The organism is Veillonella montpellierensis (assembly GCF_947090115.1).
In the GTDB taxonomy this organism is placed as follows: Bacteria; Bacillota; Negativicutes; order Veillonellales; family Veillonellaceae; genus Veillonella; species Veillonella montpellierensis.
This window is the reverse complement of the sequence record NZ_CAMUMS010000004.1, coordinates 94,176-111,906: the sequence shown is the minus strand read 5'-3', so window position 1 is coordinate 111,906 and position 17,731 is coordinate 94,176. Positions and strand designations below refer to the sequence as shown.

At 40.4% G+C, this 17,731-nt stretch carries 11 protein-coding genes; 10 read left to right on the top strand and 1 reads right to left on the bottom strand.

Going from position 1 to position 17,731, the window contains the following annotated elements:
- Window positions 1-305: 305 nt before the first annotated feature.
- The 4 genes from P6940_RS03170 (at window position 306) to gltB (ending at window position 9,957) form a co-directional block, all read left to right on the top strand.
- Complete coding sequence (locus P6940_RS03170; protein ID WP_277293173.1) at window positions 306-1,553, top strand: metallophosphoesterase family protein; 1,248 nt, start codon at window positions 306-308, stop codon at window positions 1,551-1,553.
- Window positions 1,543-4,461 (top strand): ATP-binding protein, encoded by a 2,919-nt coding sequence (locus tag P6940_RS03165; protein ID WP_277293172.1) that lies wholly within the window; start codon window positions 1,543-1,545, stop codon window positions 4,459-4,461. Before P6940_RS03170 ends, P6940_RS03165 begins: the two co-directional genes overlap by 11 nt.
- Before the next feature lie 250 nt (window positions 4,462-4,711).
- The gene (locus P6940_RS03160; protein WP_277293171.1) at window positions 4,712-4,870 is read left to right on the top strand and encodes a hypothetical protein; all 159 of its coding nucleotides are present in this window, start codon (window positions 4,712-4,714) and stop codon (window positions 4,868-4,870) included.
- Between the two features lie 509 nt (window positions 4,871-5,379).
- Complete coding sequence (gltB, locus tag P6940_RS03155; RefSeq protein ID WP_277293170.1) at window positions 5,380-9,957, top strand: glutamate synthase large subunit; 4,578 nt, start codon at window positions 5,380-5,382, stop codon at window positions 9,955-9,957.
- 461 nt (window positions 9,958-10,418) lie between these two features.
- Here gltB and P6940_RS03150 read toward each other — a convergent pair whose 3' ends face one another.
- Window positions 10,419-11,153 carry a tetratricopeptide repeat protein gene (locus P6940_RS03150; protein ID WP_277293169.1) on the bottom strand — a complete coding sequence of 245 codons (735 nt, stop codon included), beginning with the start codon at window positions 11,151-11,153 and terminating at the stop codon, window positions 10,419-10,421.
- Window positions 11,154-11,336: 183 nt separating this feature from the next.
- Here P6940_RS03150 and P6940_RS03145 point away from each other — a divergent pair, with 183 nt between their 5' ends.
- The 6 genes from P6940_RS03145 (at window position 11,337) to P6940_RS03120 (ending at window position 17,548) form a co-directional block, all read left to right on the top strand.
- Window positions 11,337-12,197, top strand: coding sequence for a glycosyltransferase family 52 (locus P6940_RS03145; RefSeq protein WP_423839104.1), 861 nt, complete (start codon window positions 11,337-11,339; stop codon window positions 12,195-12,197).
- 31 nt (window positions 12,198-12,228) lie between these two features.
- Window positions 12,229-13,275, top strand: coding sequence for an N-acetylneuraminate synthase family protein (locus P6940_RS03140; RefSeq protein WP_277293167.1), 1,047 nt, complete (start codon window positions 12,229-12,231; stop codon window positions 13,273-13,275).
- A 4-nt stretch (window positions 13,276-13,279) separates the two neighbouring features.
- The gene (gene neuC / locus P6940_RS03135; protein WP_028257567.1) at window positions 13,280-14,419 is read left to right on the top strand and encodes a UDP-N-acetylglucosamine 2-epimerase; all 1,140 of its coding nucleotides are present in this window, start codon (window positions 13,280-13,282) and stop codon (window positions 14,417-14,419) included.
- Window positions 14,420-15,127 carry a cytidylyltransferase domain-containing protein gene (locus P6940_RS03130; protein ID WP_277293166.1) on the top strand — a complete coding sequence of 236 codons (708 nt, stop codon included), beginning with the start codon at window positions 14,420-14,422 and terminating at the stop codon, window positions 15,125-15,127. It begins immediately after the preceding gene.
- Between the two features lie 4 nt (window positions 15,128-15,131).
- Entirely contained in the window at window positions 15,132-16,250 is a 1,119-nt protein-coding gene (locus P6940_RS03125) for an efflux RND transporter periplasmic adaptor subunit (protein ID WP_277293165.1), read from the top strand.
- Window positions 16,251-16,648: 398 nt separating this feature from the next.
- Window positions 16,649-17,548 carry a DUF2156 domain-containing protein gene (locus P6940_RS03120; protein WP_277293200.1) on the top strand — a complete coding sequence of 300 codons (900 nt, stop codon included), beginning with the start codon at window positions 16,649-16,651 and terminating at the stop codon, window positions 17,546-17,548.
- The last annotated feature ends 183 nt before the right edge of the window (window positions 17,549-17,731 follow it).

The window sequence follows — 17,731 nt, the reverse complement described above, 5'->3', positions numbered from 1 at the left end:
TGAGTTAGTTCTTAAACTTTTACATAGGATACATGACTAGTCATCAAACTTTTATATAGGAATATACGTCGGCATCAAACTTTCACATAGGAACATGGACAGTCATGGATAGGTCTATTCATTTCTTATAGGTCTATGTGGTACAATACAGGTACTAATGAGTGTGCCAGTAGAACGTGGCGCTTGGCACGCAACGATTACGGATAGAGTCGTTGATTACCATGTATGGGTGTACCACGTATGGTATAGATGATTATGACGACCATGACGGGTCGTAGTAGATAGAATTGAGAGAGGATGATTCGATGCAGCCATTTCGTTTTATTCAATGTGGCGATTTACATTTGGGTACGCCTTTTTCCTATGTGAAGATGGATAATCCACAAGTTAATCAAGTGGTGGCTACTTCGACCTATCGGTCATTTGAGCGTATCGTAGAGCTAGCTATTGTAGAAGGGGTCGACGCTCTATTCATTACAGGGGATGTTTACAATAGTGCGGATCATAATTTAGCAGCTCAGGTGCAATTTGTTCGTTTGTTGCGCCCGTTGGAAGCAGCACAGATTTCCGTTTATATTGTGCAAGGTAATCATGATCCTGCTGAAAGTTGGCAGGCCCATATCGCCATGCCGAGCAATGTGCATATATTTTCAGATACCGAGGTGGAACGGATGCCGCTTATGGTAGGAAATGTTGAAATTGGTGGTATTTATGGTATCAGTTGTGGTCACGGTAATGAACGAGTGTCGCAAGTGGAGAACTTTCAGAAATGGGATAGGGACGAGTTTAGTATTGCCATGATGCACGGCACCGTAGGAGGCGTTAGTACGGAGCATATGACGGTGAATCCTTGTACGCAGGGAGCACTGCTAGATAGGGGCATGGATTATTGGGCGTTAGGTCATATTCATAAGCGGAGTGTAGTACATCAACAGCCGTATGTGGTGTATGCAGGCAATTCCCAAGGGTTACATAAGAAAGAAACGGGACCGAAAGGTTGTTATTTGGTACAGGTGGCCAGTAATGGTCATTGTGAGTTGACGTTCAAGGAAACGAATGCGGTGCGTTTTGAACACGTGGATATTCCGATTGACTCACTTCATACAGAAGCGGAAATGGTAGAAATGATACGTCATCATAAAGAGATGATACGAACGAAGGTGGCGGTACCTGTGTTGCTAGACATTACATTGACGGGGATGGGCCCTATGTATCGGTTGTGCGCAGATGAACAAGTGCGCCAAAGTTGGTTGGTTGCATCGCAAGAAGATGAAGCACATCGTCATCAATTTGTCATGCCTTATGAAATACGAAATGCATCTGAGCCAAAGATGGACCTTGCTATACGCCTTCAGGGCGCTGATGTGGTAGGCGACTATTTGCGGGCCTTTATGACGATAGGTGAAGGACGACAGATTATAGAAGAGCGACCTGAAATGAAACGACTAGGTCCCTATCAAGCATTATTAACAGATGAGTTGATTGAGAGGGCTTTACAGCGAGCAAAAATAGAGGGTGCCATGCGTTTAGCAGGAGAGAGCGATGAAGATTAAACAGTTACAGTTAGAAGAATTTGGACCCTATCGAAATTGGTCGTTTACGGCTGGTCAAAAGGGGGTACAACTGATATATGGAGCCAATGAAAGCGGTAAAACATCGCTGTTAGAAGGAATGCGTACCATTTTGTTCGGAGGCAAGGCCAAAGGGTATGCTACTTGTATAGGCTCTATGATTGTGGAGCATGAAGGACACGATTATTATATTGGTCGCCATCAGAAACGGCTTGACTTTTATCCGCTTGGTGAAAGTCCGATTACCCAAGAACCTGCGGCGTATTGGTGGCATGGGTTGAGTAAAAAAACATACAACCGTATTTTTGCCTTAACCTTGGCCGATTTACAAGGGGTACAAATCGTACAAGAAGTAGATGTACGAACACGTTTTTTTGGCGCCGAAGGTGGAGAAAGTCTTAGTGCGGTGGTGCAGAATATTGAAAAGGCGTCACAAGAGTTATTGGTTACGTCGGTGAATGGAAAACGAAAAATCAATCGTTTAGTAGAAGCGTTGCAGCAAAATCAATCGCGGATTGCGGAATTATCCGCTCACGAGGTGACGTATCGGCAATTACAACAACAACTGGATAATACGATTCTTACAGAGCGCGAATTGTTAGACCAATTACAAGAGCGACAAGCGTATATCCACAGTGTTGATTTGGTGTTACAAGCGTGGGAAACCTATGGACGTGCAGAAGAGGCAAAGAAGCAAATTAGCATGTTAGCATCGGTTAAGCAGTTAGAGCGCGATCGCTTTTTAGCGTTGGATCGTGAGCTTAACCAATGCCGCGAACATATGCAGATTTGGAGAGATAAAGAAGCGGGACTTATGCCGGATCATTTCAGTCCTCAATCCCCATTAGGTGTATATGCACAAGATATTGAAGAATTGTATCAAGAGGTGTCTAAATGGGATCAATTACGGAAGGAATGTAAACAAGGCGAAGCCTATTTAGAGAAAGTACAAGAGCAATTAGCCTTGTCACGGACATTGCATTCTGCTTGGCGCAGTGATGTGCCTATGGATACGGACATCAACTGGTATGAAGGAGAGCGCTTGGCCAACCAATTGCGCATAGCCACCGCCAATTATGAACAGTGGCAAGCAAGAGAACCAGTATTGCCGAAAGAGTTAGAAGGTCATGAAGCGGTTGTGAATGGTTCGCCTAGACCAACTGTATCGCCTGAGGCGGTACAAGATATACGCCGAGCCTATGCGGCGCTACAAGACGTACGTGCAGACCAGAAAGAATGGATGAGCAAGAGGAAATGGTGGCTCAAGGTCACTACAGTCGCATGGGTCATGGCGGCTATTGGCATTTTTATGGTCCTTCTTGGCGTAGCACTAGCTATGATGCCCTTATGGATAGGGATAGCACTCTTGGTGATAGGGATTAGTGGGGGCACGTATAGTTATTGGCAAGGCCATAGAGCGAGTACGAATCAGCAAGAGATGGCAGTGTCTGTTGCACATAAAGAAACAGCTCTTCGTCAGTTAGCTCAGCACTATGAGGTGCCTATGCCGACGAGTGAAGTGGATTTACAAGAGATAGAACGGGCTCGTGCCATTACTGCTTCTATGACGCAAGACGTGACCTTGATGAAAGCCCATGCCTATCAGGAACTATGTGCACACTGGCGAGAGGAAGGAAAGACATTAGAAACGGCGAAAGCAGAGGCGCTACGAGCTTGGCAACATTGGTTGCCAGAGGCAGCTAGACGGACGCTAGTGGATACAGATTTTTTTGCTATGAAACAAGAATATGACCGCTACCTAGAACAACTACACCTTTTTAAAGGCTATGAACGTCGCATGGAAGAACATCGAGCGGCACTCAATGCCATTGAAGAGAGAGCACATACGTTATGGGACAACGTGGGGATGAAAACCGCGGTGATACCTAGTGAAATGAGGCGCTTGTATCGCCTGTTAAAAGAGTTTCGTCAAAAAAAGATACGATGGGAACAAAAGGAATCGCAACGGAAAAATTTCCGTGAAGAATTTGATCAGTGGAATCGAAAAGAAAAAGATGTATTACTTGCTCAAGATGAGTTAATTCAGCGTAGTGGATTGCAGTCTGCTGCAGAATATCGGCAACAACTATTGCGTTACGATCAATTGAAGCAATGGGAAACAATTTACCATCAGAGCCGCATTCAATTAGATTTGATTGCAAAGCAAGATGATAATCCAGATATTCTATATCGTCGATTGCGTGAAGGAAACTATGATAAATGGGTGTCCGAATCGAAACATAACGCAGATGAAGTGGCGATAGTAGAACAAAAACTAGCAGACCTTTATGAAAAACGGGGAACGATTACGGAAGCGATGCGCACATTGGCGGATGATGTAGTCTTGGCAAATACGTTGCAAGAACGAGAAGCGTTGGAAAGTGAATTATCTGAGGCCTTAGAAGAATGGGCTACACAAGTATTTATGCATCATGCCATGGATCTAGCACAACGTGAATATGAAGTGCATAGCCGACCGCACATGCTCTCGCTTGCATCGGACTATGTATCCAGTTTGACCAATGGGCAGTACACGTTAGAACAGGATAGAATAGAAGAAACGGTGTATGTAAAAGATTGTCATGGTCAGCGGAAGGATAGTCGCTATTGGAGTAGCGGCTTAGGCGATCAAGTCTATTTGGCGTTGCGCTTAGCCTTGGCCACTTCCTTTTCAGAACGGGTAGAACCATTACCACTGGTGCTAGACGATATTCTAGTGCGCTTTGACCAAGATCGACAAGAACAAGCGCTTTCCTTGTTACGTCGTATAGGTGCCACACAGCAAGTGTGGATCTTCACTTGCCAACGAGAATTGCTTGCTATGGCGCGTAAACAAGATGGCATTGATACCTACGTGTTAGAGGATCAAAACGTGGTAGCTCTCAGTTAGCACAATGAGTCAGTTTGCTCCTACAAACCTTTTTATCGAAACGCGAGAGACCTAGGTATTCCTACTTGTTATAGGCGGTACAGTTTTAGTACGGCACACGTTTTTGTAACGATGAAACAAGTGATACGCCGTATATGATTCGCCCAGCGCATACTAAGGCTAGGCGTAGAGCGACGTATAGGCCGCTATGCATCGTAGCGCCAGAGGGCGACTTGTTTGTATGAGTCGATATAAATCGTAGAGACTAGCGGTGAGCAGTTTAGTGGGATATGGGAAAGATGAAACGAGTGATACGCCGTATATGATTCGCCAAACGCATACCAAGGCTAGGCGTAGAGCAACCTGTAGGCCGCTATGTATCGTAGTGCCAGCGAGGCGACTCATTTGTATAAGTCAATATAAATTGTAGCGACTAGCGGCGCGTCGTTTTATAAGGTATCGGATTGTGTGTTATTGTGTATACAAAAAACAATAATGTTTTAAATGCATGGTATTATGATGAAAAATCATAATACCATGTTTTTTATATATTTTTCTTTTTCAGTAGACTTTATTATACTAGTAGTAGACATTTTCTATAGAATTTATAAATATGAGTGTGACTGTACTCTCCGTTAAGGAGAATTATAGGGACGTGGTTAATGTATATACAAATATAGCTTTGTATATATATTAATAATTGTATAGTCCTATTATGTAAGAAAGTGTAGAGCAGAACTGGAAAATGAAAAATGTGATACATATACATACGACATATTTATACTAAATCTATAGATGAGTGAATCCATGTACATAGGTTATGTACATGGTATAGTTAGTAATACTATGAGATCCAGTAGTATGTATCATATGATACAGTAGTAAGAGAGAGGTTGTTTATAGATAAGGCAATACCTATAAACACGGAAGGAGTCTAGTATGGCAGAAGACAGAGACTGTATAGAGCAGCAACAAGGAGTATGGGAAGAAAATGGCTTATATGATCGCCGTTTTGAAAAAGATGCATGTGGCATGGGCTTTGTGGTTAATATTAAAGGGAAAAAATCACATGACATCATTGACGATGCGTTAGGCGTATTGGAGCGACTTGAACATCGTGGCGCTAGTGGTGCCGATAAAGATACTGGTGATGGTGCTGGTATTATGGTGCAAATTCCTCATGATTTCTTCCGACGTGAATGTGATGTGTTAGGCATTAATTTGCCACCTGCTGGAGAGTATGGGGTGGGCATGGTATTTGCTCATCGGTATGAATCATTTAGAAATGAACAAAAATCGATTTTGGAAGATATTGTTCGTGAAGAAGGGCAAGTTGTATTAGGTTGGCGTGAAGTGCCCGTTGATTCGGGGGCAGTGGGCGCGAGTGCTGCTGCCATTCGTCCGTGGTTTTGCCAAATTATTATTGGCAAAGGTAAGTGCGTTACGAATCAAATGGAATTTGAACGGAAGTTGTATGTGATTCGTAAATTGGCAGAAAAACGAATTATTCCTATTTCCAAGGCGCAAAGCAGTGACTTTTACATTGCGTCCTTATCGTCGAAAACCATTGTGTATAAAGGCATGTTGACGCCGGCACAATTACGTGAGTTTTACCTAGATTTATCGGATTTAGATTTTACCTCCGCCTTAGCCATGGTGCATAGTCGGTTTAGTACGAATACATTCCCTAGTTGGGCGAGAGCACATCCGAATCGCTATCTAGTACATAATGGAGAAATTAATACGATTCGCGGTAATATTAACTGGATTAATGCACGGGAAGAACGAGCAGAATCACCGTATTTCCCAGATATTAAAAAAGTGTTCCCTGTTGTAGATGATACGGGATCCGATTCAGCCATGTTTGATAACACGTTGGAATTTTTGCATATGACTGGGCGCAGTTTGCCCCATGCGATTATGATGATGATTCCAGAACCATGGGAAAAACATACGTTGATGGATCAAGCAAAGCACGATTTCTATGAGTTTAACAGTTTTATGATGGAACCATGGGACGGACCAGCAGCGATGGGCTTTACAGACGGTAAAGTAATCGGTGGTATCCTCGATCGCAATGGACTACGACCAGCACGGTATTATGTAACGAATGATGATCGTGTGATTATGGCGTCTGAAGTAGGCGTTGTAGATGAAGCGGATGAGAATATCCGCTATAAAGGCCGTTTAGAACCAGGTAAAATGTTACTCATTGATACAGAGGAAGGGCGCATTATTTCCGATGAAGAAGTGAAACATCAGATTGCCACAGAACGACCTTATAGTGACTGGGTGAAAGAACATATTATTCATTTGGAAGATATTGAAAAAGCAAATCATCAGGATATTCCTGCAGTAGATGATGTATTTTTAGCACAACAAGCATTTGGCTATACCCAAGAAGATATTGTGCGCATGATTACGCCGATGGCAAAAGATGGAAAAGACCCAGTAGGCGCCATGGGGGTGGATGCACCGTTGGCGATTTTATCGGATAAGCCACAGCTACTGTATACGTACTTTAAACAACTGTTTGCGCAAGTGACGAATCCACCAATCGATGCGATTCGTGAAAAAATGGTTACCTCTACGCGCGTTATGCTCGGCAATTGTGGTAACATGACAGAACCTAATAAAGTAGGCACCTATGCAATCAGTTTGAAAACGCCTATATTGACGAATGAAGAATTAGCGACCATCAAGCAATTAGATTGTCGGCGCATGAAAACAATTACCTTGCCGATTTTGTTTAATCCTGCTGAAGGAGAACAAGGCTTGCGAAGCGCCTTACAAGATTTATGCTTGAAAGCTGAAGAAGCGGCTCGTGGGGATCAAAATATTCTTATTTTATCAGACCGTGGCGTCGATAAAGATCATGCAGCCATTCCAGCCTTGTTAGCGGTGGCAGCGGTACATAATCATCTGATTCGTAACACGTTGCGTACGGAAATTGGCTTGATTTTAGAGTCTGGCGAACCGCGAGAAGTCCATCATTTCTGTACCCTCATCGGTTATGGTGTTACAGCCATCAATCCATACTTGGCCTTAGAAACAGTGAAAGACTTAGTGGGTAAAAAACGACTTGGTGCGATGACCGTAGAAGAAGCAGAACAGAACTATATTAAAGCGGCCGTAGGGGGCATGATGAAAGTTATGTCTAAGATGGGGATTTCTACGGTGCGTTCTTACCATGGGGCACAAATTTTTGAGGCTCTAGGCTTGAACAGTGATTTTATCAACAAGTACTTTGTAAATACACCAACACGTATCGGTGGTATTGGTACTCGCGGTATCGCCTTAGAAGCGTGTGCTAGACATGAACGGGCCTTTGGGGATAACGCCCCTAGCGTATTAGCGCCAGGTGGTTTCTACGGCCCTATGAAAGATGGAGAAGAGCATTTATTTAATCCTAAATCCATTGAATTGTTGCAACGCTCCTGTATTGACAATGACTATGCTGCGTATAAAGAATATGCCCACGATATTCAGACGAACTATCATGTGACGTTGCGCAGTTTACTAGAACTTAATTTCCCTGTAGGCGGTGGTATAGCCATTGAAGAAGTGGAACCAGTAGAAAGCATTATTAAGCGTTTTAAAGCAGGGGCTATGAGTTATGGCGCTATTAGTAAAGAAGCTCATGAAACTATCGCCATTGCTATGAACCGCATGGGTTGCTTGTCTAACTCGGGCGAAGGCGGCGAAGATGTGGCTCGCTTTACCCTATTGCCGAATGGGGATTCCATGAATAGTGAAGTGAAACAAGTATCATCAGGACGATTTGGAGTTACCGCTAACTATTTAGTGCATGCACAAGAATTACAAATTAAATGTGCCCAAGGTGCTAAACCGGGGGAAGGCGGTCAATTGCCAGGGAAAAAAGTAGATCCCGCCATTGCCCATGCACGTCATTCTACACCGGGCGTAGAACTTGTATCACCGCCACCGCATCATGATATATACTCTATTGAAGACTTAGCGGAACTCATTTATGACTTGAAATGTGTGAATTGCGATGCACGGGTATCAGTAAAATTAACATCAGAAGCGGGGATTGGTACTATCGCAGCTGGTGTAGCAAAAGCCAAAGCGGATAATATTTTAATCAGTGGTTATGATGGCGGTACAGGTGCTGCAGGGCGCACATCGGTAAAACATGCTGGCGTACCTTGGGAATTGGGTTTGTCGGAAACACATCAAACCTTAATGCTCAATCGCTTGCGTGATCGTATTATCCTAGAAGTGGATAGTAAATTGATGACCGGTTTTGATGTGGTTGTAGCGGCGCTATTAGGAGCGGAAGTATTCGGCTTTGGTACGTTGCCATTGGTAGCGGTAGGCTGTAAGATGGCTCGTGTATGCAATTTAAATACATGTCCGTATGGTGTGGCCACACAAGATGAAAGATTACGGGCTCGCTTTACGGGTAAACCTGAATATGTAGTGAATATGTTCCATCATATTGCTCGTGAAGTTCGTGAAATATTAGCACGCTTAGGCTTACGGAGTATGGAAGAGTTAGTCGGTCGTGTAGAGTTACTTCGTCAAAAATCCAATGATGATAGTTTTAAATTATCTCGTGTCGATTTAAAGCGGATTCTCTTCCATCCGTATACAGATCCATCCATTGGTCATTTCCATACACAGGAACAAGATCATGAATTAGGCAAAACACTAGACGTGTCTAAATTGTTGCGCATGTGTCGACCTGCCATTGAAGAACAAAAACCAATTCGTGCTAAATTGGCGATTAACAATACGAATCGCGTAGTCGGTACCGTAGTGGGATCCGAAGTTACACGCAAATATGGTGAAGCCGGCTTGCCAGATAATACGATTAAATTGAGTTTTGTAGGTAGTGCGGGACAAAGCTTTGGGGCCTTTATTCCTCATGGCATTACATTGGCGTTGCAAGGTGATGCGAATGACTATGTGGGTAAAGGACTTTCAGGGGGGCGCATTAGCGTGTTCCCACCAGCAAAAGCAACCTTTGAAGCGGACGAAAATATTATCATCGGCAATACCTCTTTCTATGGCGCTACATCAGGCGAAGGATATATCAATGGTCGTGCAGGCGAACGTTTTTGCGTGCGCAATAGTGGTATGACTACCGTAGTAGAAGGTGTAGGTGACCATGGTTGCGAATATATGACAGGCGGGGAAGCCTTGATTCTAGGTTCTATCGGTCGTAATTTTGGTGCTGGTATGTCGGGTGGCTATGCGTATATTCTCGATTGTGATACACGGTATATAAACCAAGAATTAGTAGAACCACGCCCAGCGACAGAGGAAGATGTGGCTCATATTAAAACATTAATTGAACAGCATGTACTCCATACGAACAGTAAAAAAGGCCGTCATATTTTAGATAATTGGCAAACCTTTGCGAAACGATTTACAAAAATTGTGCCACTCGCTTATGAAGCCATGCAAGCCGCCATTGCTCGCCATATGCAAGATGGCTTGAGTCAAGCCGAAGCGGAAATGGCAGCATTCAAAGAAAAATATGCGAAGTAATATTGACATGCTATAGAGTTAGACTCTGTGGATAAGACTCGATTGACGTACGCTCATGTGCGTGCGAAATTTTCTTGTGGTGTCACGATACATAGACATACTGCCTTTCTCTATTGGTAGGGAGATATAAAAATCAGGGATACGTAAGCATCCCTGATTTTTTATTGGTATTGACAAGTGATAGGCAAGGCTTATTAGATTGCATTGTGAATAGGGTGATGAGTCTACGCGTTAGGCATAGTGTTATGGGTAAGATCGTATGTAGAGAACGGTCCTTTGCTATACGCATTACACAGATTCTTGATGATAGCACTTGTATTGTCATACTATGTTGTATATAGACGTAGTAATATATGCTGTCATAGACCGCTAGCTATTTAGTTCTGGTATTCGTAGGTGTTGTTATAGGTGCAAGGGACTGTATCGATTCAGCGTATGGTATTCCTAGCATGACTTGATTCCTACTGCACAAGACGTTCAAAGGCGGGATCACCGTGAAAGGCGGCAAAGTGATCTTGCGTGCGTGCTACTTCTTTTACAGTAGGATCGGTGTCAATGGCACGCTTTAAATAGGCTAAGGCTTGATCGTGGTCGTGGGTGTCTGCATATATGGTGGCCATACCGTAAAGAGACCACGTGTGCGCGGGATCGGTGACGAGCAATCGTTCAAACCATAGGCGTGCATCTTGCAATTGACCGTTTAATTTATAGACCATGGCCATATTGTAAAAGTTGGCTACATACCGCGGTTGCAACTCATACGCATGAGTCGTGTCTGCAAGGCCTTGTTGCGTGTCACCTTGTAGGGCCTTTTCTATACCTAATAAGGAGTACGCCACATAATTAGTAGGATTCATCTGAATGGTCTTCTCTGCCAGTTTGATGCAATGTGGATAGTCGCCTTGTTGAAAGGCTGTAGTAGCCGCTTTGGTTTCCTCAGTTAAACGAGTTAGCTCATTTTGCTCGTCAGTGGATAGAATAATTGGTGTAGACCACTCAGGCGAAGTAGTAGTACTATCTTTTTGAGATAGGGATGCTTGCTTTTTATCTTCAGTGACTCGTGGTGCCTTTGTGACTACTGCAACTAGGCGATGAACACTTGATGATAGAGTGCTACTTTCAGTATGCCAAGCATAGAGACTGGTGATTAGTAGGATACAGATTAGGATAAGAATGGAGCAATGCGATGGTTTCATGGGGGACCTTTCTGGTATATAATAGGTTGTAGAATGTTAAAAGTGCTACTAGTTAGGTAACTTAGTATATAGTGTGATAGTAAGGGAAGAAACATGAATAATTTATATATTTGTATGACATTATATCATATATTTTATACAATTCTTAGACTTAATGAGACAGACAATAATCATTTAATTTTAATGGAACCTATTGAGAATCGAGAGGAGCTAAAACACTTATTAGTAGAAACAGGTTTATTTGATAAGGTTAGTTTATTAGAAGAATTAGATGATAAGTTTGTGTATACAGAAGATGTTATGTCTCTATGCTGGAAAGAATATTTTAAAAACTTCAATGATATATTTCTTTTTAATGATAGTAATATAATGGGCGATTATATTCATTGCCATGGAATAATATATAGATTATTAGATGATGGTCGTGATTCATATTTGGCTCGTGGGAGTTATCATAAAAATTATTTAAAACGAATTAAGTATTATTTTAGGAACAGGTATTGTAATAGAAAGCATTCGTGGGGTTTTTCTCCATATTGTAAATCAATTGAAGTTAATAATAAAATGATTTTAGAACGAGATAAGAGATGGAATAAGTATATAGAAGTTCCTTTTCAGCAATTGATTGAACATGCAAGTAATATAAAAATTAGTGCACTTACTAAAGTATTTCCTATGCCTATAATTAATAATACTAGTAGAAAAAAATTATTATTATTAACACAGCCTCTTTATGAATCTCGAGGTGCATTTTCGATTTTACGTAAAATTACATCGCTAGATAAGCAATTAGAGTTTTACAAGAGTGTAATCGAATCCTATAAAGATAATTATGATATTTATATAAAACCGCATCCTAGAGATAATTGTGATTATTCGTCTTTAGGTGGAATTATTATTAATAAGGCATTTCCTATAGAATTGATAGAGTATATCTCTACTATTGAATTTGATATAGGTATTACATATTTTTCCACAAGTCTTGCTAATTTATCTTGTGTAAAAGAAAAGATCATGTTAGTAGAGTTGAGAAAAGTGTACTAATAATAGTAGAAATATTTGAAAGGATCGTAGTATGAAAAAAGAAATTTTATTAGGAGACTCTATTTATATGGGGGGGGACCATAGACCTGTTATTATTCCAGAAATAGGAATTAATCACGGTGGTAGTTTAGATGTGGCCAAAAAAATGGTAGATGCTGCACATCGTGCAGGAGCTAGACTGATTAAACACCAAACGCATATTATTGAAGATGAAATGAGTGCGTATGCTAAACAGGTCATTCCAGGTAATGCAGATATATCAATATATGATATTATGAAATCATGTGCTTTAGAGGAAGAAGAAGAACTGGAATTAAAGCAATACACAGAATCATTAGGGATGTTATTTTTAAGTACACCTTTTTCGCGGGCTGCGGTAGATAGATTGTTAAAGTTTAATATAAAGGCTTTTAAAATTGGATCAGGTGAAATGAATAACTATCCACTTATAGAATATATTGCTAGTAATAAGAAAACAATGATTGTATCTACAGGTATGAATGATATTAAATCCGTATGGAAAACAGTTAATATAATGGAAAAATATAATGTGCCGTATGCGTTAATGCATACAACGAATTTATACCCAACGAAACCGAAACAGGTTCGTTTAGGAGCGATGCAGGAACTTATGAGAGAGTTTCCAGAAACGCCGATAGGTTTATCAGATCATACATTAAATAACAACTCTGCGATTGCGGCGATAACATTAGGTGCGTCATTGATTGAAAGACATTTTACAGATCATAAAGATCGACAGGGACCAGATATTTTATGTTCTATGGATGAAAATGAGTTAGCATCGCTAATTACAGCTTCTAAAGAAATTCCGAGTATGCTTGGAGGCAAGAAAATGGCCTTGCCAGAGGAACAAGTTACTATTGATTTCGCTTTTGCTACAGTTGTGACGATTCGACCAATTAAACAAGGCGAGACTTTTACAGAGAACAATATTTGGGTAAAACGACCAGGGGTAGGAGAATTATCTGCAGAAGAATATTGTAATGTGTTGGGGAAAAAAGCAACACGGAATATTGAGTCAGATGTACATATAATGTATGACATGATAGAGGAATAAGTATATGGCTAAAAAGATTGTTTTTATTACAGGCACTCGTGCAGATTATGGTAAAATAAAAGGTTTTATTAAGGAAAGTAATAAAAAAGATATAGACGTCCACATATATGTTACGGGCATGCATTTGTTAGAGAAATTCGGAAGTACATATCATGAAATCGAGAAAGATGGCTTTAATAATTTATATCTTGCATGGGATTCGTTAGATTATTCTAATACACCATCTATGAGCAAAAATATATCGAGGATAGTTTATAGCCTTTCTTTATACATAGAAACACTACAACCAGATATAGTAGTTGTACATGGCGATAGAATAGAGGCACTGGCAGGTGCTATTGTAGGAGCACTAAATAATATTTCTGTAGTTCATATTGAGGGGGGAGAGCTATCAGGAACTATCGATGATTCTCTTCGGCATGCTATTACGAAGTTATCCCATATTCACTTAGTAGCAAATAGTGAGGCTAAAAAGAGAGTTATGCAATTAGGCGAACCAAAGCAACAGATTTATGTTATTGGTTCAGCAGATATTGATAGTATGTTATATGCATCCTTACCAACATTAGCAGAAACAGTCAGTCATTATGATATACCATTTCTTGAGTATGGTATTGTATTATTTCATCCTGTCACTACTGAATACAATACTATGAAAAAGCAAGCAGAAATTTTAGTTGAAGCACTATTAAAAAGTGAACATAATTATATCGTTATTTACCCTAATAATGATTTAGGATCTCATTTTATTATTGATGCATATAATCAGTTACAAGGTGAAAGATTTAGGATTTTTCCATCTATACGTTTTGAATATTTTTTAACTTTACTAAAACATGCACAATTTATTATTGGTAATTCTAGTGCAGGCATACGTGAAGCTGGTATATATGATATTAAAACGATCGATATTGGAACAAGACAACACAGAAGATATAATGTGGATAATGATGCGCATATTTTTCATGTAGATAGTGATGTTGAGCAAATTTTAGAGGCTATTAGACAGCCCTATAAAGGGACCGATTCTTTTGTAAATAAATTTGGAAATGGAGATAGTTGTGAACATTGGAGTAAATTGCTAGATAGCAATCATTTTTGGCAAACTGCTTTTCAAAAGCGATTTGTAGATATGGAGGATTGAATGATAGAAGGAAAGAAAGTGCTAGCAATTATTCCTGCTAGAGGAGGAAGCAAAGGCATTCCTAATAAAAATATTATTGATTTAGGTGGAAAACCATTAATTGCACATTCCATAGAAGTAGCTAAACAAAGCAACTATATTGATGATATTGTTGTTTCTACTGATAGTAAGCCTATTAGTGATATAGCAAAAAAGTGGGGAGCGGATGTTCCATTCTATAGACCTTCAAAATTAGCCAGTGATACATCAAAAACTATAGAAACAGTTATATATACTATTGATGAGTTAAGAAAAAGGCGTAGATTATATGATATATTAGTTTTGTTACAACCAACGCAACCATTTCGTAAAGTTTCTGATATTGATGCAGCGATTAAATTACATATAAAAACTAATGAAGATATAGTATCTGTTTCTTCTGTTAAAGATAACCCAATTTTGATTCGGTCATTAGATGACAAAGGGCATCTAAAAAATTTATTGCCCTGTAGTAGTACAGTTCGTAGACAAGAAATGCCTATATATGTTCGTGTAGATGGATCAATTTATATTAATCAAATTAGTACTTTAACAGAGACTACTAGTTTTAATGATAATCCTATGGGTTATCTTATAACAAATTCATATATGGTAGATATCGATACTAATAGAGATTTAGAATGGGCACGGTATCTCTACGCCCATACAATGGATACAGATAAGGTGTGATGCTATGAAAAATAGAAATCGATGGTTCTATAGTTGTCTATGTGTGTTGATAGCTTTTTTTGCATTAGTAACGGCAGGCTGCGGCACTAAGACGGTACATGTGGCTTCGGTGGAAATGAAAGACATGCCGGTTCATATTAGTACTGATGCAAATGTAGTTTCTTTACATCAAGCGACGATTGAACCGACCGTATCAGGACAAGTGGCGACGATGCACGTCAAAGTAGGCGATCAAGTGACGGTGGGCCAAGTGATTGCTACCCTCGATACGGCGCCATTACAAGCACAGTTGGCTAGTTTAGAGTCGCAATTAGGAGCGCCTGCGGTAAGCAGTGGCACAGACATCACTACTGTTGATCCAGTTATTAGTAATGCCCAGGTAGCACAAGCAAAACAGTTACGAGAATCAGGGGCGATTACGCAAAAAGAATATGATATCATCGTATCCCGTGCGACGCCAACTACAGTGGTGCGGACTACACCTTCGGCACCGAACAGAGATACGTCGGGAATTACAGCAGCGATAGCACAGATCGAGCAGCAAATCGCACAATCTACGATTGTATCTCCTATGGCTGGAACGGTGAGTGCTATTTATAATGAAGATAGAAAAATTGCGATAGCAGGACGGCCGTTTGCTATGGTACAACAGGCAACGCCTGTAGTGGCATCGGTTACGATTCCTCAAGAATTTGCTAAAAAATTGGCGATGCCGGAAGGACAAGCCACGACTACAGTGTATCTCAAAGTAGATACAGATACGATTCCAGGGGTCATCACCTATATTGATACAAATGCCATTAAGACTGCACCTAGCGTATTAGTGAAAGCTACGTTCGATAATGCATTGCAGAAAATACGACCAGGTGAGTTTTACACCTTAGTAATTGAATCCAGTGCGACAGCCCCCATCTTAGTAGTACCACAAGAAGCGGTTCACACCAATAATGATGGCACCTATGTATATGTAGTCACTGATGATAACACGATCGATGTGCGTGCCGTCGAAACGGGTGAAACCATAGATGGATATACGGTGATTCTTTCTGGCGTAAAAGAACATGAACAAGTGGTTACGTCTAAAGGAAACTATCAACTAGGGGACCGCGTGAAAGTTAGTTAATTGCGACTTGATAGAACGATGTATCCTATGATTGGGCATACTTTGAAAGTTGAGACCGTTCTAGCACATATGATGGCTTACGTATCGTGATGATGCATACATTAATGACCTCGCGTGTGTGCAGATGACCAAATCACCAATGGTGATGAGATGCAAGTTAATGCACCTTGCGTATATAGATGACCAAATCTCACAACGGTGATAGATAGAACGATCCCTATAGAGATTGATAGCATTCTTAGAGATTTTCATAGCGATTAGAAAGAGCCTTGTAGGATTTTCCCGTCCGTTTCTATCCTATAGGTTGATAAAAAATGTAAAAATGGATATAATCAATTGTATTGAAGATTATAGATATAAAATATAATCAGATCTAGGAAAAGCAGGGGGCGAGACTCATTTTAGAATTTAATCGATTTGAATTATGTGACAAACCAAAAATAGATAAGTATTTTGCAGAACATCATTATGAAGCTTCTGATCAATGTTTCACTACATTATATATGTGGCAGGATGCATATGGCATTGGCTGGGCAGAAGATAGAGGCATTTTATTTATCAAAGGTGGTGGTAAGCTAGAGCATCCATTTTTATTACCACCATTTGCTAGTAAAGAAGCTAAATTTATGGATGGCGTTGAAAAAGCCAGAGAATGGTATGAAGCGAATCATATTCCCTTTGTATTTCGTGGTGTTAGTGCGGAAGTGAAAACGTTATTAGAAGAACTATATCCGAACCAATTTGAATTTACGCCTGATCGCGACAATTTTGAATATATTTACAAGACCGATGATTTAATTCATTTGGCAGGGAAGAAATTTCGACAAAAGAAGAATCATCTAAATCAATTCCGCATGCAAAACACGAATTACGAGTATGTACCAATTACAGATGATATTATCCCTTTGTGTCGTGATACAGCAGCGGCTTGGCTCAATAATCATGAAGACAAAGAAGATGGTGCAGATGATGAATTAGTGGCGATTAATTTATTATTTGACCACTGGCATGAATTAGGCTTATCTGGTGGTGCCATTATCATGTATGGTCGTGTAGAGGCGTTTAGTATCGGTGAATATTTGAATGATAAAATAGCACTCATTCATATTGAAAAAGCAAATCCTAATGTGCGCGGGTTATACCAAGCTATTAATAATGAATTTATTCGTCACTCTTTTGCGGATACAGAATTTGTGAATCGTGAGGAAGATATGGGGATTCTCGGCTTGCGACAAGCGAAAGAATCGTATCATCCAGATCATTTTGCAGAAAAATATGCGGCGACCTATGTAGGCTAGTGGTGATGTAGTAAGAAAAACATGTGATTAGGTAGCTATCTGCTTACCGTAAAAGGATAATCGGGTTTATCATAGAGATGTGTATGTTCTACAAGATGTGTACACATCTATAGTATTTCTCATATAGATGATATTTTGTTGTGAGACCTACACACTGTGGGCAGTATAAAAGGCTATTTTTAC

What these genes read in the sequence shown, in the direction of transcription:
- P6940_RS03145 (WP_423839104.1), top strand. Translation starts at nt 11,337, where the DNA reads ATGGAACCTATTGAGAATCGAGAGGAGCTAAAACACTTATTAGTAGAA.
- P6940_RS03125 (WP_277293165.1), top strand. Translation starts at nt 15,132, where the DNA reads ATGAAAAATAGAAATCGATGGTTCTATAGTTGTCTATGTGTGTTGATA.
- gltB (WP_277293170.1), top strand. Translation starts at nt 5,380, where the DNA reads ATGGCAGAAGACAGAGACTGTATAGAGCAGCAACAAGGAGTATGGGAA.
- P6940_RS03130 (WP_277293166.1), top strand. Translation starts at nt 14,420, where the DNA reads ATGATAGAAGGAAAGAAAGTGCTAGCAATTATTCCTGCTAGAGGAGGA.
- neuC (WP_028257567.1), top strand. Translation starts at nt 13,280, where the DNA reads ATGGCTAAAAAGATTGTTTTTATTACAGGCACTCGTGCAGATTATGGT.
- P6940_RS03140 (WP_277293167.1), top strand. Translation starts at nt 12,229, where the DNA reads ATGAAAAAAGAAATTTTATTAGGAGACTCTATTTATATGGGGGGGGAC.
- P6940_RS03150 (WP_277293169.1), bottom strand. Translation starts at nt 11,153, where the DNA reads ATGAAACCATCGCATTGCTCCATTCTTATCCTAATCTGTATCCTACTA.
- P6940_RS03165 (WP_277293172.1), top strand. Translation starts at nt 1,543, where the DNA reads ATGAAGATTAAACAGTTACAGTTAGAAGAATTTGGACCCTATCGAAAT.
- P6940_RS03170 (WP_277293173.1), top strand. Translation starts at nt 306, where the DNA reads ATGCAGCCATTTCGTTTTATTCAATGTGGCGATTTACATTTGGGTACG.